Below are 21,028 nucleotides of genomic sequence, written 5' to 3' on the forward strand. Positions count from 1 at the left end.
CCCTGGGAGCATGCGCTAGAATCCCGGAACCACTGGGCTACAGGATTTCGAGGGACGCTGCATGGCCAGATTGTATGTATCAAGTGCTGCAGTGATCGGACTGCTTTCCGGTTGCGCTTACCTGCATGATTACTCCGCACCGCCGGCAAGTGCACCCTGGCCGGCCTCCCATGCCCGGACCGAGGCAGCAAGGCTGGCGGGTTGCCCCGCCTCGATGGTCTTCAACGTGCCATCGGCAGGCAACCCCGTCTCGGATGCCGCTACCGTGCTCGAAATCAAGACGGGCCTGCAGACATCCATGTCCATGGCACTGGATCAATACCTTCGCAATCCTTCCCTGGAAGGCGTGATCGTGGTGTCAGACAACAACGCGCTGGCTGCAGCCGTGGCCGCAGCCGCGATGCAGCGTTGGACGGGGGCCGTGCAGTATCCGTTGTTGTGCGTTGTGGCCGATGCCAGCGAGGTAACCGAACTGGATGCGCTGGCCGTACGCAAGCACATACGCCTGCGCGGCGTGATCGCGGCAGACTGATCGAGAAAAGGTGCGGCCGGCAGGTCAATGCCGTATAAAATCTCAGGTTATGAAAGCCTGGATATTATCCCTGTTGGCGGTTATATGTTTTGCAGGGATATCCATGGTTCCTGCCCAGGCTGCCGTGTCCAGGCCGTCATCGCCCCAGGGTCAATCCGGCAACACGGTCAGGGTCGGCATCCTGGCCTATCGGGGTGTGGAGCAGTCGATCCGTGAATGGTCTCCCCTGATCGATCACCTCAACCACGCGCTGCCTGGGCACCGTTTCGTCGCCCTCTATCTGGAACTGGACAATCTGCGCAAGGCCGTTGCGGCCCGCAGCGTGGATTTTGTGCTGACCAATCCGGGGCATTACGCCGAACTCGAGGCTGCAGTCGGCATCAGTCGCATTGCCACGTTGCAGCAGGCGTTCAGCCCTGTGGCCGACCAGGCCCTGGGGGCGACCGTGATCGCCGCAGCTGGACGCCAGGACCTGCGGACACTGGAAGACATGCGGGGGCAGGTGCTGGCGGCCACGTCACAGGAAGGATTCGGTGGTTACCAGATTATCTGGCGCGAACTGGCAGAGCTGGACCTCGATCCCGAACGTGATCTGGCCGGCCGCCTGTTCGTGGGATTTCCGATGCAGCGTGTGCTGGAAGCTGTAGCTGATGGCCGGGCCGATGTCGGTATCGTCCGGGCCTGTCTGCTGGAAAGCCTGCCTGACTGGCAGCGTCACTACCGGGTTCTGGGCCAGCGCGAGCACAGTGCGCTGGATTGTGTGGTGTCCTCACGCCTGTATCCGGACTGGCCGATGGCGACGCTGCGTCATACGCCGCCCGACCTGGCGCGCGCCGTGGCCGTGGCCTTGTTGCAGATGCCGGACAACCCCCAGGGCATCGCCTGGACCGTGCCTGCCGATTATCAATCGGTCCATGCCTTGTTCCAGGCCTTGCAGATCGGCCCCTATGCGCATCTCAAGGTGCCGACCCTGCAACATCTGGCTCAGCGCTATTGGCTGTTTCTGCTGCTGGCAACGCTGGCATTGCTGGGGTGGGGGGGCTATACGCTGAGGGTGGAGTATCTGGTGCGTCAGCGTACATCTGCGCTGGAGCGGGCATTGCAGGAGCGCGAAGCCCTGGAAGCCCGCATGCGAGCGGGCCAGGAACAGGCCGATCATCTGTCGCGTCTGTCCGTGCTGGGGGAACTGTCCAGCACGCTGGCGCATGAACTGAACCAGCCGCTGGCCGGCGTCGGCAATTATGCACAAAGCCTGTTGCGCAGGCTTGATAATGGCCGGCTGACGCCGGAGGCCGTGCGCGAAGCCTCGACCGGCATCATGTCGCAGGCGCAGGCAGCCGAGGGAATCGTGCGGCGTATCCGGGGTTTCGTGCGCAAGCGCGCCGGCCTGCGCGAGATCCATGCCTTGCCTGCACTGGTGCAGGATGCCGTGGCGCTTTTCAGCGGCATGCTGTCGCAGGCTCCGCATATCGAAATCGATGATCGTCTGGCACCAGGGCTGCGGGTCATGGTCGATCCGTTGCAGATACAGCAGGTGGTGCTGAATTTTCTGAAAAACGCGCTGGATGCGTTGCGTACCGCATCGCCGGACGCGCAGCGTATCGATATCGTGCTCGAAGCCTGTGGTGAGTGGGTCTGCCTCCGTGTTCGTGACCGTGGCGTCGGCATGGGCGATGCCCAGTTGGCGCGTCTGTTCGAGCCGTTCTACACGACCAAGGAGGATGGTCTGGGGCTGGGGCTGTCCATTTGCAAGAGCATCGCCGAAGCGCATGGCGGCCAGCTTTCCGGTGCCCGTCCGGACGACGGTACGGGCATGGTTTTTTCCCTGTGTTTACCTGTCTATGAGCGAACCGCAGAACCTGTCGATTTATCTGATTGATGACGATGCCGCCTTCCGGCGGTCCCTGGCATTCCTGCTGGAGTCGGTTGGCTGGCCGGTCGTCGAGTACGACAGTGCCGCAGCCTTCCTGTCGCAGCATGCCGTACCGCCGGAGAACCTGGGGTGCCTGCTGCTGGATATCCGCATGCCGGTGATGAGCGGGCTGGCTCTGCAGCAGCAGTTGCGCTGGATGGGATGGGAGTTGAGCGTCATTTTCATGACGGGTCATGGTGATGTCGAACTGGCCGTGGAGGCCATGAAGACCGGTGCCTGCGATTTCCTGGAAAAGCCCTTCAAGGACCAGGCCTTGCTCGATGCCGTGGATCTGGCCGTGCGCAAAAGCCGTGAGGCCTTTCGGCATGCCGGTCGCCGTGCCCAGGCTCGGGCCGCACTGGATCGGTTGTCGCCGCGCGAATGCGAAGTGGCGCGTCTGGTAGCGCTGGGGCAACCCAACAAGCAGGTGGCCCGTGAGCTTGGCATCAGCGAGAAAACGGTGCACGTGCATCGCCAGCACGTGATGGAAAAGACCGGGGTGGGCAGTGCGGCGGAACTGACGCGCCTGATGCTGGCAGCAGATGCCGCCGCGCTGGACTGAACGACAAGCAGCGCGGGGGGACTCAGGCGTACTGCGCGTGCTTGCCTTTGCGCAGTACACAGCCGCCTTCGATGATCAGGGCCAGTACCGCCAGCCATATGGCGGTATAGGCAGGCCATTGTGCGGCGGGAATGGTTTCGCCCAGCAGCAGGGAAGCGGCCACCAGCAGTACCGGTTCCACGTAGATCAGCAGCCCGAACAGCGTCAGGTTGAGCCGGGGGGCGGACAGTGCCTGGCAGCCCAGTGCCGAGGCGCTGATGAGGCCAAGCCCCAGGATCAGCCAGGGCAATGCTGCCGGTGCCTCCGGTGGCAGCAGGTTGCCATCCTGGAGGATGAAAAACAGGCTGGCCGGCATGCTCAGCAGCATGTCGAACCAGAGTGCTCCCAGCGTATTGGTATCGGTTGCGCGTCGCAGCCAGAAATAGCCAGGATAGCCCAGGCAGACCAGCAGGGCAGGCCAGGAGACGCTTCCGGTTGCGACAACCTGGGCAGCGATGCCGGCCATGGCCAGCAGGCAGGCCAGCAACTGCAGCGGCGTGATCCTGTCGGCGAAGGCGAAGCGCCCCAGGATCACCATCGAAATCGGCAGCAGGAAATAGCCCAGCGACACATCCAGCCCGTAGCCGTTGATGGGAGCCCACATGAACAGCCAGAGCTGGGTGCCGAGCAGGGCGGCAGACAGCAGGCGCTGCAGCCAGAAGAATCGTTCCTGCCTCAGCCGGGTGAACAGGATGCGGACTTCGTGCCAGCGTGCCGTTGCAAGGATCAACAGTGTCAGGCAGGGCAGAGTCAGCAGCATGCGCCAGCCATACACTGCTTCGCCAGTCAGCGGCTGGAGCAGGCTGGTATATGCATACAGCACGGCAAACAGCATGGAGCCGAGTACGTTGAACAGGATGCCGGCCGAGGCATGGCTGGGTGACATGTGATGTCCTTCATGTAAGGCAAATGGAAACAGGGTGGGTAATATATTTCTTCTGCTGCGATAATTGGCCTTGTTTTTGAGTGCTTATTCGGGAAAATTTATCGTCATGAGCCTGCCTTCAGCCTCCCCTCTCGATAGCTTTGATGTGGCCCTGCTCGATGCCCTGCAACTGGACAATGGCCGGCCCCTGCGCGAATTGGCTACCCTGGTGCATCTGTCCACGGCATCCGTGCAACGGCGGCTCCAGCGTTTGCGCAAAGAGGGCTATATCCTGGCCGATACCGCCGTGGTCGATCCGGATCGCGTCGGCCAGGTGATCACGCTGATCGTCGAGGTACATGCCGAGCGCACGCAATCCGTGGACCTGGAGGACATGAAGCAGTCCTTCTCGGGGCCAGAGATCCAGCAGTGCTATTACGTGACGGGCGAGGCAGACTTCCTGCTGGTCCTGACCGTGGCCAGCATGACCGTCTATCAGCAGATTGCCCAGCGCCTGTTCCATGACAATCCGAATGTCCGTTCCTTTCGGACGACCGTGGCCCTGGAGCGGGTCAAGACAACCTTGCATGTACCGCTGGAAACGCTGCGCAAGTCATAATGGACCATCGTCTGTGGCTGGGCCTGGCGGGATGAAAAAACCGGCCTCCCGCAAGGAAGGCCGGCCGCGCCTGCGAACCATGGAGAGCGTACAGGCGCTAGGGGATGGTCGGTGGCAGACGCTCAGTAGCGTGCGTCCTTGGGGCGTTTCGACGGGTCGGGCCAGTCATTGACCTTGGCCGGAAAGTCGGGACGCGGCTGATGGGTGAAATAGCCGGCCACGTCCACTGCTTCCTGGTCAGACAGGACGTAGCCCTGGCCGAGGCGGCCGTCGGTGTGGACGCCGACCGGCATGCTGGTCTTGACGAATTCGGCGGCCTTGTACAGCCGGGCCATGCCGGCACCGATATTGAACGACAGGTCGCCCCAGAGTGGCGGGAAGATGAATTCGCCTGCGGCATCCTGCAGGCCCTGCCCCTCTGCGCCATGACAGGAGGCACACTGGGCGGCATAGATGCGCCGGCCGTTTTCCATGTCGGGAACCAGCGTCGTGTCGACTTTGCCGATGCCCATGCCCTGGACCAGTCCGTGCTCGGGTACGTCTTCCGACAGCCAGTCCATGTAGGCGATCATGGCGGCCATCTCGCGCGAACGCTTGTCCAGCGGCTTGCCATTCATGGAGCGCATCATGCAGCCGTTGACACGATCTTCGAGGGTGACGACGCGGTTGGCACGCGGGTTGTACTGGGGGAAACGGTGGGAAATGCCGACGAAGGGCGATGCAAAGGGGACTTTGGCCTCGCCCAGGTGGCAACTGGTGCAGTTCATGGCTGCGCCGACATTGTTGGGCAGCAGGCGGCGGGTTTCGACCATCAGGCGTCGGCCGTAGTCGATCAGTTCGCCCTCCGGGCCGGCAGGCATGTCGCTGTTGCGCGGGGCCACGAAGGGGACGGGTTCGGGGCGCGGGGTTGCCTGGTCCGCGGCGTGTGCCGCCAGGGTGCCGATGGTGGCTGCGGATGCAAAAAGCAGGCCCAGCAGGCGAACGGGTGTCAGGGCGGGAAGATGGGCTTTCATGATGGATTCCATTTCATTGCGCGCGCGATGCGGCACTCGGGACATGGCTGGCGGCAGGGGCGTCGAGCTGTTTGCGCTCGCGGCTCACATCGGTGGCGGCGACGGCCTGGGCCTGGTTGCCCCAACTGCTGCGAATGAAGGTGAGCGCCTCTGCCACTTCCCGGTCGGTCATCTCATGCAGGGCTGGCATGGCAAAGGCCATGGCATCGTGCTGCGTGCTGGCCATGCGACCGCCCTGCAGTACGACGCGGATCAGCGAGCTGGTGTCGGTCGCCAGGATCGAGGGATTGCCGGCAAGCGCCGGGAATACGCGGGGGGCACCCATACCGTCCTGGCGATGGCAGCCGGCGCAGAATTCGACGTATTCACGCGAGCCGGCACGGTCGTAGACGCCTGCCTGCAGCGCATCAAAGGCACCATCGTCGGCAATCAGGGCACTTTGGGCCGATGTGTCCGAGGCATCCCTGGCGGGCAGTGATTTCATGAATTTCGCCATGGCATAGAGATCACTGTCGGTCAGGTATTGCGTGCTGTGGCCGACCACCTCGGCCATGGCCCCGATGGCGGCCCCCTTGGCGGTACGGCCGGTCTTGAGCAACTCGACGATGTCTTCCACGCTCCATGCACCCAGCCCGGCAGCATGTTCGCCTCGCAGGCTTTTTGCATACCAGCCATCGATTTTCGAGCCTGCCAGGAATGCGTTGCCCTCGCGGCTGCTCAGGGCCTTTTCCTGCAGGGCGATGCCGCGCGGGGTATGGCAGGTGCCACAGTGGCCCAGGCCTTCGACCAGATAGGCACCCCGGTTCCAGGCGCCATCTTCTTCCAGGTCGGGCGTGAAGGGCTTGGCGTTCGAGAACAGGGCATTCCAGATGCCCAGCGGCCAGCGGGCCGACAGGTACCAGGGCACCTCGTCCGGCTGGTTGGCGTGTGCGACGGCCGGTACTTCTTCCATGAAGTAGTCATACAACGCCTGCATGTCTTCTGTCGTGATGCGGGCATATGACGGGTAGGGCATGGCGGGATAGAGGCGGCGTCCGTCGGCCGTGACTCCATGGCGCATCGCTTTGTCGAATTCCTCGAAGTTGTAGTTGCCGATGCCCGTGTCGGTATCGGGCGTGATATTGGTCGAATAGACCCGTCCCAGATAGGGCATGTCCAGTGCGAGGCCGCCTGCCATGAAGTCGCCGCCGGGGGCAGTATGGCAGGCAACACAGTCGCCGACGCGCGCCAGGTAGGCTCCGCGTGACATGATCGTGACATCTTCGTCGCCGGCCTGGGCGACCGGCAGATGACAGAGCGCCAGTGCCGCCGGCAGGATGCGCGCAAGCAGAAGGCCGGCGCGTGCCAGGGGCCTGAGGGAGGCGGTGAGTCGCATGATACTTTCCTTGCCTTGGTGTAATGACAGGAAAAGGTTACGCGAGCAATACCCATGCCGCTATTGGGGTGATAAGTCACGCGAATAGACGATTCTGCAGAGGGCAATAGGTAATTTGATCTATCCGGCAACCTGGCTGGAAGCGGACGTAAAAAAACCCGCATGTGCGGGTTTTCTACATATTCATCAGAGATGAATCCTTGGAATTTGGTGCCCAGAAGAGGACTCGAACCTCCACACCCGAAGGCACTAGCACCTGAAGCTAGCGCGTCTACCAATTCCGCCATCTGGGCGTTCGTGCAATGCACGCGTACTGCAGTCCGTTATCAGAAAACTCGCATGCTGCGAATTGCTGACTGTGTTTCTGGCGAAGTGAAACACAACCGGAATACTTGGTGCCCAGAAGAGGACTCGAACCTCCACACCCGAAGGCACTAGCACCTGAAGCTAGCGCGTCTACCAATTCCGCCATCTGGGCACTGCACTCTGTGTTCGTTGCCGTTCACAGAAGAATGGCATTATATGCAGTTCTCGATTGTTCCTGCAAGCCCCATGTCTCATTTTTTTATTTTTTTGGTGCGCAGGGCGTTCCTGACGTGTATCTTTGCTACAACTGTGCCTTGATTCACTCCTCTATATATTGCTGCATCCTCTGCTTATGCCTCAACTGCCCCCTGGTTTCGATCCTGATGTCCCGACGCGTGAAGCGATTCTTCAGGCCCTGCGCGATGCCCCGTCACCGCTGTCGCCCGAAGAACTGGCGCAGCGCATGGGGCTCAAGCGCCGGGCTACGCTCGACGGCTTTGAGCGGCGGCTGGGTGCCATGGAGCGGGATGGGCAGTTGATGCCCAACCGCAAGGGGGTGCTGCTGCTGGCGACCAAGCTGGATTTCGTGGCCGGCAAGGTGGTGGGGCATCGCGACGGTTTCGGCTTCCTGGTGCGCGAAGATCGTGCTGGCCCGGACTTCTTCCTGTCCCCCCGCGAGATGCGCAAGGTGCTGCACGGGGATCGTGTGCTGGTCAAGCCCACGGGCGAATATCGTGGCAAGCCGGAAGCGACCATCGTCGAGGTACTGGAGCGTCGCACCGCCCGGCTGGTGGGACGCTTCCTGGATGAACGCGGCGTGCACATCGTGGTGCCGGAAGACCAGCGCATCAAGCACGATATCCTGATTCCGCCGGACGAGATCGGTGATGCCGAGCATGGGCAGGTCGTCACTGTCGAGATTACCGGGCAGCCGACCCGCCACAGCCAGCCGCTGGGGCGGGTGATCGAGGTGCTGGGCGAGGTGGATGACCCCGGTATGGAGATCGAGATCGCGGTGCGCAAGTTCGATGTGCCTGTCGAATTTTCCGAAGCTGCGCAGCGACAGGCCGGCAAGCTGCCGGAGGAAGTGCGTGCCTCGGATCTCAAAGGGCGCGTTGACCTGCGTGATCTGCCTTTCGTGACGATAGATGGCGAGGATGCGCGTGACTTCGACGATGCCGTCTATTGTGAAGCCATCGATCTGGGTACGGGTGGGCGCAAGCGGCCCGCCTGGCGCCTGCTGGTGGCGATTGCGGATGTCAGTCATTATGTCAAGCCGGGTGATGCGCTGGATCATGATGCCTTCGAGCGTGGTACCAGCGTCTATTTCCCGCGCCGCGTAATCCCCATGCTGCCCGAGGCGCTGTCCAACGGTCTGTGCTCGCTCAACCCTTCCGTCGACCGCCTTTCGCTGGTATGCGACATGGTGATCCCGGCAACGGGTGCCAAGGCCGGACAGGTCTTGGCGTATCAGTTCTACGAGGCTGTCATCCATTCGCATGCCCGTACGACTTATACCGAGGTATGGGAAGCACTGCAGCATGGCAGCGGCCCTGCTGCGCGCGCCATGCAGCATGTGCTGCCACAGCTCCAGGGTTTGTATGAGCTCTACCAATTATTGATTCAGTCGCGCAAGAAGCGTGGTGCCATTGATTTCGATACGGTCGAAACCCGCATCGTCTGCAACCCGCTGGGCAAGATCGAACAGATCGTGCCGATGGTGCGCAACGATGCGCACAAGCTGATCGAGGAGTGCATGCTCGCGGCCAATACCTGCGCGGCCGATTTCATGGCGCGCAGCAAGCATCCGGGGCTTTTCCGCATCCACGAGGGGCCGTTGCCCGAAAAACTGGCCGATCTGCGCGAGTTTCTGCGTACGCTGGGCCTGACGCTGGGGGGCGGTGATGAACCGGCCGCCAGCGACTATGGCGCGACCATCCAGGCCGCGCGGGCACGTCCCGATTTTGCGCTGGTGCAGACCATGTGCCTGCGTTCCATGCAGCAGGCCATCTACAGTCCTGACAATGTCGGCCACTTTGGCCTGGCCTATCCGGCCTATACCCATTTCACCTCGCCGATCCGGCGCTATCCCGATCTGCTGACGCATCGGGTCATCAAGGCGTTGCTCAAGCGGGGGCGCTATGTTCCCGACGCCATCGTCAAGATGGTGCCGGTGGGCACCCGCAAGGAAAGCGAACATGCGCTCTGGGAGCGCCAGGGTCTGATGCTGTCGGCCACCGAACGCCGCGCCGACGAAGCCTCCCGCGACGTGGAGGCCTGGCTCAAGTGCTGGTTCGTGCGTGAGCGAGTGGGCGAAGAATTCAGCGGCAAGGTCACGGGCGTGGCCGGTTTCGGCATTTTCGTCACGCTCGATACCCTGCACGTCGAAGGGCTGGTTCATGTGTCCGAGCTGGGCAGCGAGTATTTCAGCTTCAACGAGGCCCTGCACGAATTGCGCGGCGAGCGTACCGGCATGCGTTATCGCCTGATGGATGCCGTGCAGGTGCAGGTTGCCCGAGTTGACCTGGAGGCGCGCCGGATCGAATTCCGGCTGGTCGAGGGAACCGGATTCCAGGCGCTGAACAAGGCGGCGGCGCGTCAGTCCCAGCAGGATCAGGGTGGGCGACGCATCAAGAAGGCCGCAGGGGCCAAGCCCGAGGCGCTCAAGGGCACCACGGCCAGCCAGCGTCGTGCTGCTGCCCGCAAGGAGGCCAAGGATGCGCGCCAGCCGGAAATCAGGACGCGTCCGGATGAGCATGTTCCGGCCAAGTCCGGTGCACGCAAGGCGGCCGCCAAGCGGGGCGGTCGCGGCAAGAAGTGATGGTGTAATGTATGCCACGCCGCTTTCCCGGACGGGGGCGGCATGGTGATGGATCTATCGAGTCAATTTTCCTATGCAAGCAACACAAGTATTGAGCGGCTTCCACGCAGTGACGGCCCGGCTGCGCCATGCGCCTGATTCCGTGCGTGAACTTTATGTCGATGCCAGTCGGCGCGACAAGCGCATGCAGTCGCTGACTGATCAGGCCCAGCGGCATGGCTGCCGGGTACATGCGGTCGATGCCGCGCGCCTGGACGGGCTGGCCAAAGGCGTGCGCCACCAGGGCGTAGTCGCTGTGGTCGAGGCCCGCGAACTGGCTGTCGACCTCGATGAAGTGCTTGAAAGCATCACTGTGCCACCGTTGCTTCTGATTCTGGATGGCGTGACCGATCCCCACAATCTGGGGGCCTGCCTGCGCACGGCAGATGCTGCTGGCGTGCATGCCGTGGTGGCCCCGCGTGACCGTTCGGTTGGACTGACGCCGGCGGTGCAACGGGTTGCCTGCGGTGCGGCCGATACAGTGCCCTATATAACCGTCACAAATTTGGCGCGCACGATGCGTCACCTGAAGGAATGTGGCATCTGGCTGGTCGGTACCGATGATCAGGCGACTGATACACTGCATGCTGTCGATGCTGCCGGCCCCATGGCATGGGTCATGGGGGCCGAGGGCGAGGGCATGCGCCGACTGACCCGTGAAAGCTGCGACCAGTTGGTGCGCATCCCGATGCTCGGGTCGGTCGAAAGCCTCAATGTCAGTGTGGCATCTGCCGTCTGCCTGTACGAAACCGTACGCCAGCGACAATCCTGATTTCCATTTTCTGCAAGTAGATTCATCATGGCCTCGCACGGCTTTACTTCATCCATCCTGCACTCCGACCGCCGTCAATCCATCGAGTACGGTGCCACTCACCAGCCCATGCATACGGCAGCCGCCTATCGCTACGATGACGTACGCGATCTGGTGGCCGTGTTCCAGGGGCGCCCGGGCTTCAGCTATGGGCGCCAGGGTACGCCAACCACCGCCGCGCTTGAGAGCAAGGTCAGCGTGATGGAGGCCGGTGTCGGTACGGTCTCGTTCGCCACAGGCATGGCGGCGCTGGCAGGGATCTTCGTCAGTCTGCTGCGCGCCGGTGACCATCTGGTGGCCAGCCAGTATATTTTCGGCAATACCAACAGTCTGCTGGGCACGCTCAGTGCGCTGGGCGTGGAGGTAACGCTGGTCGATGCCACCGATGTGGCCCAGGTCGAAGCGGCGCTGCGGCCCGAAACCCGCATGGTCTTTGCCGAGACGATCGCCAATCCGGGCACGCAGATCGCTGATCTGGCGGCCATCGGCGCGTTATGCCAGGCACGCAATCTTGTCTATGTCGTCGATAACACCATGACCTCGTCGTGGATGTTCCGTCCGGCTACGGTGGGTGCCTCGCTGGTCATGAATTCCCTGTCCAAGTACATGGGCGGGCATGGGCACGCACTGGGCGGCTCGGTCACCGACACAGGGCTTTACGACTGGAGCGCCTATCCCAATATCTATGATGCCTACAAGGGAGGCAAGCCCACCTCCTGGGGGCTGACCCAGATCAAGAAAAAAGGCTTGCGCGACATGGGTGGCACGCTGTCTTCCGAGACGGCACATCGGATTGCGATCGGCTGCGAGACGCTGGCGCTGCGCATGGCTCGAGCCTGCGACAACGCGCTGGCACTGGCCCGTTTCCTGGAGGTGCATCCTGGCGTTGCGCGCGTGCATTATCCAGGCCTGGCACAGCATCCCCAGCATGCGCGGGCTGGCGAGCTGTTCGGCAACCGCTACGGTGCGCTGCTGGGCGTGGAGTTGGCCGAAGGCATTGATTGCTTCGAATTTCTCAACCTGCTGCAGGTCGTGATCCTGTCCACCCATGTGGGCGATACGCGTACGCTGGCGTTGCCCGCTGCACACACCATCTACCATGAAATGGGTGCAGAGCGTCGTGCGCAGATGGGAATTGCCGATAGTCTGATCCGTGTTTCGGTCGGAATTGAAGAAATCGATGATCTGATTGATGATTTCGGGGCAGCCCTGAAAAAAATGCTGGCATAATGCGCTTTTTTCGGATGCTCGCGCAGCAATGCGGGATTGTCCGGAGGCAGGCGCAGCTTGACAGTGCGGGCCCTGAACGGGCTTAATACGCGTCTGTGTCTGCCACATCTTGCCCGGCCGAAACTGTTCGGGCATTGCAACGTGCAGGCGCCAGGGGGAGGTTCCAGGCTGTGCCAGGCCGTTCCGTAGTCTGGCGCTCTGGCTTGCACATTTAATTTCACGACCTTGCATAGGGGTATTACTTCAATGAACAAAACAGAGCTCATCGATCACATCGCCAGTGAAGCCGACATCTCCAAAGCCTCCGCTGCGCGTGCGCTGGATGCATTTGTGGATGCCGTGACGACCACGCTCAAGAACGGCGATACCGTGACCCTGGTTGGCTTCGGTTCCTTCGCTGTGTCGACCCGTGCTGCCCGCACCGGCCGCAATCCCCGCACCGGCGAAGAACTCAAGATCAAAGAGGCTCGCCTGCCCAAGTTCCGTCCCGGCAAGAGCCTGAAGGACGCAGTGAACTAAATTTCTGCTATAATCGCATTCGCGTTTGCATTGCGAGTGGTGCCTCCGGGTGCTTAGCTCAGTTGGTAGAGCGGCGCCTTTACACGGCGTAGGTCGGGGGTTCGAGCCCCTCAGCACCCACCACACCGAATGCGATTGCAGAAGTCAGAACGGTCGTGCATGCGACCGTTTGTTTTTTTATCATTCCACGTCAAGGCTCCTCGGCCCTGACGCCAGTACATACGAGGATAGAAATGTCTGTTGCTGATATCAAGAAGTCCGACATCGTCGCCGAATTCCAACGTGCCCAGGGCGACACCGGTTCCCCTGAAGTCCAGGTCGCACTGCTGACCGCCCGCATCAACGAACTGACGGGTCACTTCAAAGAGCACAAGAAAGATCACCACTCGCGTCGCGGTCTGCTGCGCATGGTCAGCCGCCGTCGCAAGCTGCTGGACTACCTCAAGGGTCGCAATCCTGACGCCTACCGTGCTCTGATCGAAAAGCTCGGCCTGCGCAAGTGATCGACAGGACCGGCATCCGGTAAAAGCAACCGTGGTCGATGCGATTTCATCGCAGCGGCCACGGTTTTTTATTTGCAAGGAAAAAATCTATGTTCAACAAAGTGAGCAAATCGTTCCAGTACGGCCAGCACACTGTGGTGCTGGAAACGGGCGAGATCGCCCGCCAGGCTTCCGGCGCCGTCAAGGTGTCGATCGAGGACACCGTTGTGCTGGCGACCGTCGTGGCCCGCAAGACAGCCAAGCCCGGCCAGGACTTCTTCCCGCTGACCGTTGACTACATCGAGAAGACCTACGCCGCCGGCCGCATTCCCGGCGGTTTCTTCAAGCGCGAAGGCAAGCCTTCCGAAAAGGAAACCCTGACCTCGCGCCTGATCGATCGTCCGCTGCGTCCGCTGTTTCCCGAAGGTTTCTACAACGAAGTCCAGGTCGTGATCCACACGCTGTCGGTCGATCCCGAGATCGATCCCGACATCGCTGCCATGATCGGTTCGTCGGCTGCGCTGGCCATCTCCGGCATCCCCTTCAATGGCCCGATCGGTGCTGCCCGCGTCGGCTACATCGATGGCCAGTATGTACTCAACCCCACTGCCAGCCAGCTCAAGGGTTCGCAGATGGACCTGGTTGTCGCCGGTACCGACAATGCCGTGCTGATGGTCGAATCCGAAGCCAAGCAACTGTCCGAAGAAGTGATGCTCGGCGGTGTGGTGTTCGGTCACGAGCAACTGCAGCAAGTCATCCAGGCCATCCGTGACCTGACCGCAGAAGCCGGCAAGCCGGCCTGGGACTGGCAGCCTGCAGCGCGCAACGAAGCGCTGATCGCCACTGTTTCGGCTACCGCACAAAGCGGCCTGCAGACCGCCTACCAGATCCGTGAAAAGCAGGCCCGTACGGCCCAGCTGTCGCAGGTCTATGCCGAAGTTCATGCCAAGCTGGCTGCCGATGCGCAAGCGCAAGGCCAGTCTGCACCGGACTCGGTCGAAGTCGACAACATCCTGTTTGATCTGGAGTCGCGCATCGTGCGTGGCCAGATCCTCAACGGCGAGCCCCGCATCGACGGCCGCGACACCCGCACCGTGCGTCCGATCAGCGTACGCCTGGGCGTGTTGCCGCGCGCGCACGGCAGCGCCCTGTTCACCCGTGGCGAAACCCAGGCGCTGGTTGTGGCCACGCTGGGTACCAAGCAGGATGAGCAGATCATCGATGCACTGATGGGCGAGTACCGCGATCGCTTCATGCTCCACTACAACATGCCACCGTTCGCCACCGGCGAAACCGGTCGCATCGGTGTGCCCAAGCGCCGCGAGATCGGCCACGGCCGTCTGGCCAAGCGTGCCCTGGTGCACCTGCTGCCCGAACCTCAGGATTTCCAGTACACCATCCGTCTGGTGTCCGAGATCACCGAGTCCAATGGCTCTTCGTCGATGGCATCGGTCTGCGGCGGTTCACTGGCCATGATGGATGCCGGCGTGCCGGTGGGTGATCACGTGGCTGGCGTGGCCATGGGCCTGATCAAGGAAGACAACAAGTTTGCCGTGCTGACCGACATCCTGGGCGATGAGGATCACCTGGGCGACATGGACTTCAAGGTGGCGGGTACCGAAAACGGTATCACCGCGCTGCAGATGGACATCAAGATCCAGGGCATCACCAAGGAAATCATGCAGGTTGCGCTGGCTCAGGCCCGCGAAGGCCGCCTGCACATCCTCGGCAAGATGCGCGATGCACTGGGCGAGTCGCGCCAGGAGCTGTCTGCGTTCGCACCGCGCATGCTGACCATGAAGATCAACCCCGAGAAGATCCGCGATGTGATCGGCAAGGGCGGTGCCACCATCCGTGCGCTGACCGAAGAAACCGGTGCACAGATCGATATCTCCGACGATGGCACCATCGTGATCTCCAGCGTGGATCTGGAGCGCGCCAAGGACGCCGAGCGTCGCATCGCCGAACTGACGGCCGATGTCGAGGTGGGTCAGGTCTACGAAGGTACCGTGCTGCGTCTGCTGGACTTCGGCGGCATCGTGCAGGTCCTGCCGGGTCGTGATGGTCTGCTGCATATCTCCGAGATTGCCAACTACCGCATCGCCAACATCAATGATGTGCTCAAGGTGGGTCAGCACGTTCGCGTCAAGGTCATCGAGGCTGATGACAAGGGCCGTCTGCGCCTGTCGGTCAAGGCCATCGGTGGCATCGAACAGCAGGGCGGTCCGGCAGCACCGGGTGCCGAACCGGCTGCGGCTGCAGACAACACGGCCGAGTAATCGGCCTGCACATATCCGCCGACCTCTGTCGGCGGGTATGGTCAAGTAGCATAATGGCACCTCAGGGTGCCATTTTTTGTCGCCGGGCCGTCCCAAGATAAAAAACACCCCCTTTGTGGGGGTAGCGCCGGCGCACAGCGACAAGCGTGGGGGCATTTTTCATTTCAAGGATTCGGGATGATCGATCTGGATGCAGTCAGGCTGGCCAAGGCGAATATCGGCGGCCAGGTGCAGAATACGCCGTTCGTGCTGTCGCGCACGCTGTCCGACATTGTCGGTGCCGAACTCTGGCTCAAATTCGAAAATCTGCAGTTCACGGCTTCGTTCAAGGAGCGCGGTGCCCTGAACCGGATGCTGGCGCTGACCGAGGTTGAGCGGCAGCAGGGTGTGATCGCCGTGTCGGCCGGCAATCATGCCCAGGGCGTGGCCTATCATGCACAACGCATGAATGTGCCGGCAGTGATCGTGATGCCCCGCTTCACACCGACCGTCAAGGTAGCCAATACGCGCCGCTTCGGTGCCGAGGTAGTTCTGCACGGCGAGACGTTCGATGATGCCAAGGCCCACGGCGAAGTGCTGGCGCACGAACGCGGCCTGATCATGATCCATCCCTACGACGATGCCCTGGTGATGGCAGGGCAGGGCACGGTCGCGCTGGAAATGCTGGACGTGCAGCCGGCCCTGGATATGCTGGTCGTACCCATTGGTGGTGGTGGCCTGATCTCGGGCATTGCGGCGGCGGCCAAGGGGTTGCGGCCGGATATCCAGGTGATCGGCGTGCAGACCGAACGTTTCCCTGCCATGTTTTCTGCGATTACCGGACAGGTGCGGGAGTCGGGCCACTATACGATTGCCGAAGGAATTGCGGTCAAGTCGCCAGGCGACTTGACCCGCGAGGTCGTGGCGCGGCATGTGGATCGTATCGAACTGGTCGATGAAAGCGATATCGAGCATGCCATCGTCATGCTGCTCGAAATCGAAAAGACCGTCGTCGAAGGGGCGGGGGCTGCCGGCCTGGCAGCTTTGCTGCGAGCGCGCAAGGACGGGCGCATGGATTATCGCGGACGCCGCATCGGGCTGGTGCTGACGGGAGGCAATATCGACCCCCTGATGCTGGCTGACCTGATCGAGCGCGGTATGGTGCGGGCAGGTCGCCTGGCACGCATCCGGGTCAAGTTGCGTGATCTGCCGGGTGCGCTGTCACGCGCCACGCAATTGATCGCCGATGCCCATGCCAACGTGACCGAAGTGCATCACCAGCGCGCCTTCACGGCACTGCCCGTGCAGGATGTCGAGGTCGATTTCGTAATCCAGACTCGCGATCATGCGCATGTGCAGGATGTGATTGCACGCCTCAATGCGGCCGGATTCCTGGCTGGGGATCACGGTCACTGAGCGCTTTTTGGCGCAATGCTGGTTGGTTTGCTCATCACGATAATCGGAAAGCTTCTCATGCTATATTTGTTTGATTATGCTTTCCGTTTTCATTTGATGTTGACCGATGTCGGAGTCTCCTGCCGATCCCAAATCCGCTGTTCGGACGTTGTATCTGGACCACCACGGCTGGCTGTTGTCCCGGTTGCGCAGGCGCACGCGCAACCATGCCGATGCTGAAGACCTGACGGCAGACACGTTCGTCGAAATCATCCGTTCGCGTGTCGATCCCCTCTCACTGGGCGAGCCCCGGGCGTTCCTGACCACGATCGCGCAGCGCCTGCTGTATCGTTTTCAGCGGCGTGCCGAACTCGAGCGGGCCTATCTCGAACGCCTGGCGTTGCTGCCTGAAGCGCTGGCCCCTTCTCCCGAAGACCAGTTCCTGGTGATGCAAGCGATCCGCCTGCTGGACAGTGCCCTGTCAACGCTGACGATAGAGGCGCGCACGGCTTTCCTGTGCAACCAGCTTGATGGCATGAGCCATGAAGAAATTGCCGTCTGCCTCAATGTATCGGTGCGCACGGTTGGTCGCTATATCCGGCAGGCCATGACCTGTTGCTATCTGGCGGAGTGGGCTGCATGACGAATACCACCAGGCTGGAACGTACCATCCACGAAGCCATTGACTGGGCGGTGCGCCTGCAAAGCCAGGGGGCCGGGAAAACGCCGGACCCTGTGCAGCAGGCGGATTTCGAGCGCTGGCTGGCCCAGAGTCCCGATCATGTCAATGCCTGGGCACGCCTGCAGACGCGTCTCGATATTCCCGCTGCTGTCCGAGGGGTGGATCAGCGTGCTATCGGCCAGGCCCGGCAAGCCCGCGAAATACTGACCCTGCCGCGTCGTCGCGGTGCGCTCAAGAGCTTGCTCGGGCTTGGGCTGGGCGCAGGGGCGGCGGCTTTGCTGGTGCGGGAAGGTGTGCAGTGGTCAAGGCCCATGCTGGCCGATCTGCGCACCGGGATCGGAGAACGGCTGCAACGGCAGTTGGCCGACGGCAGCGCGCTTTATCTCAATGCCGCCTCTGCCGTGGACATGGTGTTCGACGCCAGCCAGCGATCATTGACGCTGCATGCCGGTGAGTTGCTGGTGCAGGTGGCACCCGATCCGGGCAGGCCTTTTGTCGTTCGTACGGCACAGGGACAGGTGCGGGCGCTGGGTACGCGCTTCCTGGTACGTTGCGATCCCGATGCGGGGCGTACCTGGGTCAGCGTGCAGGAGCATGCGGTACAGGTCTCTGCCAATCAGACAAAAGATCCTGCTGGCAACACATCATTGCGGCTTGATGCAGGCAGTCAGGCCTGGATCGATATCGATGGCGTGCATCGGGCTGGCCTTGCGTCTGTGTCCATGGATGCGGATGCCTGGCTGCACGGGCGTCTGGCAGTGCTGGATGCGCCTTTGTCCGATGTCCTGGACCGGCTGCGGCCCTACCGCAGTGGCATTATCCGGATTGATCCCGCCGTGGCTGACCTGCGCGTGCAGGGTGTGTTTTCGCTGGACGACACCGACCGGACGCTGCGTGCCCTGGCCGAGACGCAGCCTCTGCGTATCGATTACTACAGCCGCTGGATCGTCATGGTGCGGCCTCGTTGATGCCTGCATGATTTGCCGAGGCCATCTGGCCAATTTGTAACTGCGTGTCCGATGGTGTCGGTTTCAATGCACATACCTCCTGAACACAACACGAAATATCTATCAGGAGCGTTTCAATGAACAAGCAGTACATGCCGTTTCGTCCAGGCATCCTGGCGGCAGCCATTTCCCTGGCGCTGTGCATTCCCACTCTCTGGCACCAGGAGGTCAGGGCGGAGCAGGGCAGTGCGGAAATCCAGACATTCGACCTGCCGACAGCGCCGCTGGCCGAAACTCTTAATGCCATTGCTACCCGTAGCGGACGCCTGATCTCGGTCTCCCCATCGTTGACGCGTGGCCTGCAGGCACCTGCAGTACGTGGTGACCTGACGGCCGAGCAGGCCGTCCGGCAGGCGCTGGCAGGGAGTGACCTTGTGCTGCGTGTGACGACAAGTGGCGTGCTGACATTGGAGCGCGCGCCTGCTGCGGATGTGCAGGCCCTGGATACAGTCACGGTGCGCGGGGCTTCCGATGCGGCTACCGAAGGCAGCGGCAGTTATGCCGTGGCGGGTGTGTCGCGTACGGCCACGCGCCTGCCGATGACGCTGCGCGAGACACCACAGAGCATCAGCGTAGTGACACGCCAGCGTATCGAGGACGAAGGACTCAACAGCGTCGAAGCAGTATTGAACCAGACACCGGGCATCTCGATAGAGAATGTCGGTGCAAGCCGCTATACGATCTATTCGCGCGGTTATGCCATCGACAATTTCCAGCTCGATGGCATCGTGACGGCCATGGATATTGTGTCGCAGAATATTCCCCAGAGCCAGTCGGACATGGCCATCTATGATCGGGTCGAAGTCTTGCGCGGCGCAGCCGGCCTGATGACCGGGGCAGGGGACCCGTCCGGGACGTTGAATCTGGTCCGCAAGAAACCCACGCATGAATTCCAGGGGCATGTTGCCGTCAGTGGTGGTTCATGGGATCGCTACCGCGCCGAACTGGACCTGTCCGGTCCGCTGGCCGCCAATGGCCGCCTGAGAGGCAGGGTCGTGGGAGCCCATGAGGAAGGCAATACCCATATCGACTACTACAGCCAGAACAAGACGGTGCTGTATGGTGTGCTGGAGGCCGATGTCACCGACAGTACGCTGGTCACGCTGGGGGTGGATTACCAACATACCAATCCACGCGGCCAGTCCTCTACCGGATTGCCTCTGTTCTACAACGATGGCTCGCAGACTGATTTCGATGCCTCGGACAATGCGGCGGCACGCTGGAACCGCAACGAAATGAGGGTCTACAACACGTTTCTGAGTGTGGAGCAGCAATTGCCTGCGGACTGGACTTTCAAGGTGTCGGCCAATCATCTTGAAGGCACGCGCAAGTTCTCGGGGGCCGCGGCAAGTTGGGGTTTTCCGGATCGGGATACCGGTGAAGGCGTGCGACTGTATGGGGGACTTGGCCGCGCTGCGCAGCGCCAGAGCGGAATCGATGCCCAGTTCCAGGGACCGTTCGAGCTATGGGGCCGACGCCATGATGCCGTACTGGGTGTCAACTGGACCGAATACGAAAATCACCACGAACCCATGCGGGGTGCCGGTATCGAAGGGCGCTACGTCAATATCCATGACTGGGGCAATCAGACGGCAGGGCCAGCCGTGACCGGGGAAAAGCTGATGGATTACGACGGCTGGCAGAAACAGCGTGGTGCCTACGCCGCCCTGCGTCTGAGGCCACGTGATGATCTGGCTGTAATCGTGGGTGCGCGCGTCAGCAGCTATGACTACCAGCTGTCTCAGATCTATGTCAGTCCGGCCCTGGCACGTAACAACAAGATCACCCGCATGCGCGAATCCGGCGTGGTGACGCCCTATGCCGGCATTGTCTACGATCTTGACGATACGCATTCGGCCTATGCCAGCTACACCAGTATTTTCAAGCCGCAGAGCCAGCGCGACAGCAGCGGGGCCGTACTTGACCCGCGCAAGGGAGACAATTTCGAAATCGGTCTCAAGAGCGAGTTCCTGGAGGGGCGGCTCAACAGCGCGATCGCGCTCTATCAGATCCGTCAGGACAACCTGGCCGAGCTCGATCCGGGACAGACCGTGCCGGGGACTTCACCGGTGGAAGCCGCCTATCGTGCGGTCAAGGGTGCGAAGACCACGGGTCTGGACATGGAACTGGCGGGTGAGGTCCTGCCTGGCTGGCAACTGGGGTTGAGCTATAACTATGCTCTCTCCATGAATGCCGACGGCGAACAGATCCGCACGATCTTTCCGCGCCATATGGCCAAGCTGTGGACGACTTACAGGTTGCCGGGTGATCTGAACCGACTGACGCTGGGCGGCGGCGTCAATTGGCAGAGTCGCATTCACTACAGTGCCACGACGTGGGATTTGCCTGGTGTGGTGTTGCAGGGTCAGCAGTCGGCATATGCCGTGGTGAACCTGATGACGCGCTATGATTTCAGTCATCAGTTGTCGGCCACGTTGAATATCAATAACGTGTTCGACAGAAAATACCTGCAGGGTCTGGACCAGACCTTCCATACCGGACTGTACGCACCGACGCGCAATGCCATGCTGACACTGCGCTATCAGTTCTGATGTGGAACA

17 protein-coding genes and 3 tRNA genes are annotated in these 21,028 nt (G+C 61.6%); 15 read left to right on the forward strand and 5 right to left on the reverse strand.

The window, feature by feature from the left end; genetic code table 11:
• The first annotated feature begins 61 nt into the window (after positions 1-61).
• The 3 genes from ABN482_RS10995 to ABN482_RS11005 all read left to right on the forward strand — a co-directional run bounded on the left by ABN482_RS10995 (position 62) and on the right by ABN482_RS11005 (position 3,006).
• Positions 62-532, forward strand: a complete 471-nt coding sequence (locus ABN482_RS10995; RefSeq protein WP_349504033.1) for a hypothetical protein — start codon at positions 62-64, stop codon at positions 530-532.
• 103 nt (positions 533-635) lie between these two features.
• Complete coding sequence (locus ABN482_RS11000) at positions 636-2,411, forward strand: sensor histidine kinase (RefSeq protein WP_349504034.1); 1,776 nt, start codon at positions 636-638, stop codon at positions 2,409-2,411.
• A complete protein-coding gene (locus ABN482_RS11005) occupies positions 2,374-3,006 on the forward strand; it encodes a response regulator transcription factor (protein ID WP_349504035.1) in 633 nt (210 codons plus the stop codon). The genes ABN482_RS11000 and ABN482_RS11005 overlap by 38 nt, the downstream gene beginning before the upstream one ends.
• A 22-nt stretch (positions 3,007-3,028) precedes the next feature.
• On the opposite strand, the gene rarD is transcribed toward ABN482_RS11005, so the two are convergent.
• A complete protein-coding gene (rarD, locus tag ABN482_RS11010) occupies positions 3,029-3,931 on the reverse strand; it encodes an EamA family transporter RarD (protein WP_349504036.1) in 903 nt (300 codons plus the stop codon).
• Between the two features lie 106 nt (positions 3,932-4,037).
• On the opposite strand from rarD, the gene ABN482_RS11015 reads away from it, so the two are divergent.
• Positions 4,038-4,529 (forward strand): Lrp/AsnC family transcriptional regulator, encoded by a 492-nt coding sequence (locus ABN482_RS11015; protein ID WP_349504037.1) that lies wholly within the window; start codon positions 4,038-4,040, stop codon positions 4,527-4,529.
• A 122-nt stretch (positions 4,530-4,651) separates the two neighbouring features.
• Here ABN482_RS11015 and ABN482_RS11020 read toward each other — a convergent pair whose 3' ends face one another.
• The 4 genes from ABN482_RS11020 to ABN482_RS11035 all read right to left on the reverse strand — a co-directional run bounded on the left by ABN482_RS11020 (position 4,652) and on the right by ABN482_RS11035 (position 7,395).
• On the reverse strand, positions 4,652-5,542 hold the full coding sequence (locus tag ABN482_RS11020) for a c-type cytochrome (protein ID WP_349504038.1): 891 nt from the start codon (positions 5,540-5,542) through the stop codon (positions 4,652-4,654).
• Positions 5,543-5,555: 13 nt separating this feature from the next.
• Positions 5,556-6,917, reverse strand: coding sequence for a c-type cytochrome (locus tag ABN482_RS11025; RefSeq protein ID WP_349504039.1), 1,362 nt, complete (start codon positions 6,915-6,917; stop codon positions 5,556-5,558).
• 208 nt (positions 6,918-7,125) lie between these two features.
• Positions 7,126-7,210: transfer RNA gene (locus ABN482_RS11030), tRNA-Leu, on the reverse strand.
• A 100-nt stretch (positions 7,211-7,310) separates the two neighbouring features.
• Positions 7,311-7,395 (reverse strand) — tRNA-Leu (locus tag ABN482_RS11035).
• A 180-nt stretch (positions 7,396-7,575) separates the two neighbouring features.
• Between ABN482_RS11035 and rnr the strand changes: the two genes are divergently transcribed.
• From rnr to ABN482_RS11090, 11 genes are all read left to right on the forward strand, one after another.
• Positions 7,576-10,044 (forward strand): ribonuclease R, encoded by a 2,469-nt coding sequence (gene rnr / locus ABN482_RS11040; RefSeq protein WP_349504040.1) that lies wholly within the window; start codon positions 7,576-7,578, stop codon positions 10,042-10,044.
• 73 nt (positions 10,045-10,117) lie between these two features.
• Positions 10,118-10,855: a 23S rRNA (guanosine(2251)-2'-O)-methyltransferase RlmB gene (gene rlmB / locus ABN482_RS11045; protein ID WP_349504041.1), complete on the forward strand. Its 738-nt coding sequence runs from the start codon at positions 10,118-10,120 to the stop codon at positions 10,853-10,855.
• 27 nt (positions 10,856-10,882) lie between these two features.
• Positions 10,883-12,124, forward strand: coding sequence for a cystathionine gamma-synthase family protein (locus tag ABN482_RS11050; protein ID WP_349504042.1), 1,242 nt, complete (start codon positions 10,883-10,885; stop codon positions 12,122-12,124).
• Between the two features lie 246 nt (positions 12,125-12,370).
• Positions 12,371-12,643: an HU family DNA-binding protein gene (locus ABN482_RS11055; RefSeq protein WP_109060223.1), complete on the forward strand. Its 273-nt coding sequence runs from the start codon at positions 12,371-12,373 to the stop codon at positions 12,641-12,643.
• 47 nt (positions 12,644-12,690) lie between these two features.
• Positions 12,691-12,766: transfer RNA gene (locus tag ABN482_RS11060), tRNA-Val, on the forward strand.
• 110 nt (positions 12,767-12,876) lie between these two features.
• The gene (gene rpsO, locus ABN482_RS11065) at positions 12,877-13,146 is read left to right on the forward strand and encodes a 30S ribosomal protein S15 (RefSeq protein ID WP_109060224.1); all 270 of its coding nucleotides are present in this window, start codon (positions 12,877-12,879) and stop codon (positions 13,144-13,146) included.
• Positions 13,147-13,235: 89 nt separating this feature from the next.
• Positions 13,236-15,404 (forward strand): polyribonucleotide nucleotidyltransferase, encoded by a 2,169-nt coding sequence (gene pnp, locus ABN482_RS11070; protein WP_349504043.1) that lies wholly within the window; start codon positions 13,236-13,238, stop codon positions 15,402-15,404.
• 177 nt (positions 15,405-15,581) lie between these two features.
• Positions 15,582-16,799, forward strand: coding sequence for a threonine ammonia-lyase (locus ABN482_RS11075; protein ID WP_349504044.1), 1,218 nt, complete (start codon positions 15,582-15,584; stop codon positions 16,797-16,799).
• 106 nt (positions 16,800-16,905) lie between these two features.
• Positions 16,906-17,421 carry a sigma-70 family RNA polymerase sigma factor gene (locus ABN482_RS11080; protein WP_349504045.1) on the forward strand — a complete coding sequence of 172 codons (516 nt, stop codon included), beginning with the start codon at positions 16,906-16,908 and terminating at the stop codon, positions 17,419-17,421.
• Positions 17,418-18,428: a FecR family protein gene (locus ABN482_RS11085; RefSeq protein WP_349504046.1), complete on the forward strand. Its 1,011-nt coding sequence runs from the start codon at positions 17,418-17,420 to the stop codon at positions 18,426-18,428. Before ABN482_RS11080 ends, ABN482_RS11085 begins: the two co-directional genes overlap by 4 nt.
• Positions 18,429-18,544: 116 nt before the next feature.
• Positions 18,545-21,019 carry a TonB-dependent siderophore receptor gene (locus ABN482_RS11090; RefSeq protein WP_349504047.1) on the forward strand — a complete coding sequence of 825 codons (2,475 nt, stop codon included), beginning with the start codon at positions 18,545-18,547 and terminating at the stop codon, positions 21,017-21,019.
• The last annotated feature ends 9 nt before the right edge of the window (positions 21,020-21,028 follow it).

Source organism: Corticimicrobacter sp. (assembly GCF_040137905.1).
Lineage (GTDB): Bacteria > Pseudomonadota > Gammaproteobacteria > Burkholderiales > Burkholderiaceae_B > Corticimicrobacter.

Bases quoted from the DNA above. Each gene is read 5' to 3' on its own strand.
- ABN482_RS10995 (WP_349504033.1), top strand. From the start codon at position 62: ATGGCCAGATTGTATGTATCAAGTGCTGCAGTGATCGGACTGCTTTCC.
- ABN482_RS11000 (WP_349504034.1), top strand. From the start codon at position 636: ATGGTTCCTGCCCAGGCTGCCGTGTCCAGGCCGTCATCGCCCCAGGGT.
- ABN482_RS11005 (WP_349504035.1), top strand. From the start codon at position 2,374: ATGAGCGAACCGCAGAACCTGTCGATTTATCTGATTGATGACGATGCC.
- rarD (WP_349504036.1), bottom strand. From the start codon at position 3,931: ATGTCACCCAGCCATGCCTCGGCCGGCATCCTGTTCAACGTACTCGGC.
- ABN482_RS11015 (WP_349504037.1), top strand. From the start codon at position 4,038: ATGAGCCTGCCTTCAGCCTCCCCTCTCGATAGCTTTGATGTGGCCCTG.
- ABN482_RS11020 (WP_349504038.1), bottom strand. From the start codon at position 5,542: ATGAAAGCCCATCTTCCCGCCCTGACACCCGTTCGCCTGCTGGGCCTG.
- ABN482_RS11025 (WP_349504039.1), bottom strand. From the start codon at position 6,917: ATGCGACTCACCGCCTCCCTCAGGCCCCTGGCACGCGCCGGCCTTCTG.
- rnr (WP_349504040.1), top strand. From the start codon at position 7,576: ATGCCTCAACTGCCCCCTGGTTTCGATCCTGATGTCCCGACGCGTGAA.
- rlmB (WP_349504041.1), top strand. From the start codon at position 10,118: ATGCAAGCAACACAAGTATTGAGCGGCTTCCACGCAGTGACGGCCCGG.
- ABN482_RS11050 (WP_349504042.1), top strand. From the start codon at position 10,883: ATGGCCTCGCACGGCTTTACTTCATCCATCCTGCACTCCGACCGCCGT.
- ABN482_RS11055 (WP_109060223.1), top strand. From the start codon at position 12,371: ATGAACAAAACAGAGCTCATCGATCACATCGCCAGTGAAGCCGACATC.
- rpsO (WP_109060224.1), top strand. From the start codon at position 12,877: ATGTCTGTTGCTGATATCAAGAAGTCCGACATCGTCGCCGAATTCCAA.
- pnp (WP_349504043.1), top strand. From the start codon at position 13,236: ATGTTCAACAAAGTGAGCAAATCGTTCCAGTACGGCCAGCACACTGTG.
- ABN482_RS11075 (WP_349504044.1), top strand. From the start codon at position 15,582: ATGATCGATCTGGATGCAGTCAGGCTGGCCAAGGCGAATATCGGCGGC.
- ABN482_RS11080 (WP_349504045.1), top strand. From the start codon at position 16,906: ATGTCGGAGTCTCCTGCCGATCCCAAATCCGCTGTTCGGACGTTGTAT.
- ABN482_RS11085 (WP_349504046.1), top strand. From the start codon at position 17,418: ATGACGAATACCACCAGGCTGGAACGTACCATCCACGAAGCCATTGAC.
- ABN482_RS11090 (WP_349504047.1), top strand. From the start codon at position 18,545: ATGAACAAGCAGTACATGCCGTTTCGTCCAGGCATCCTGGCGGCAGCC.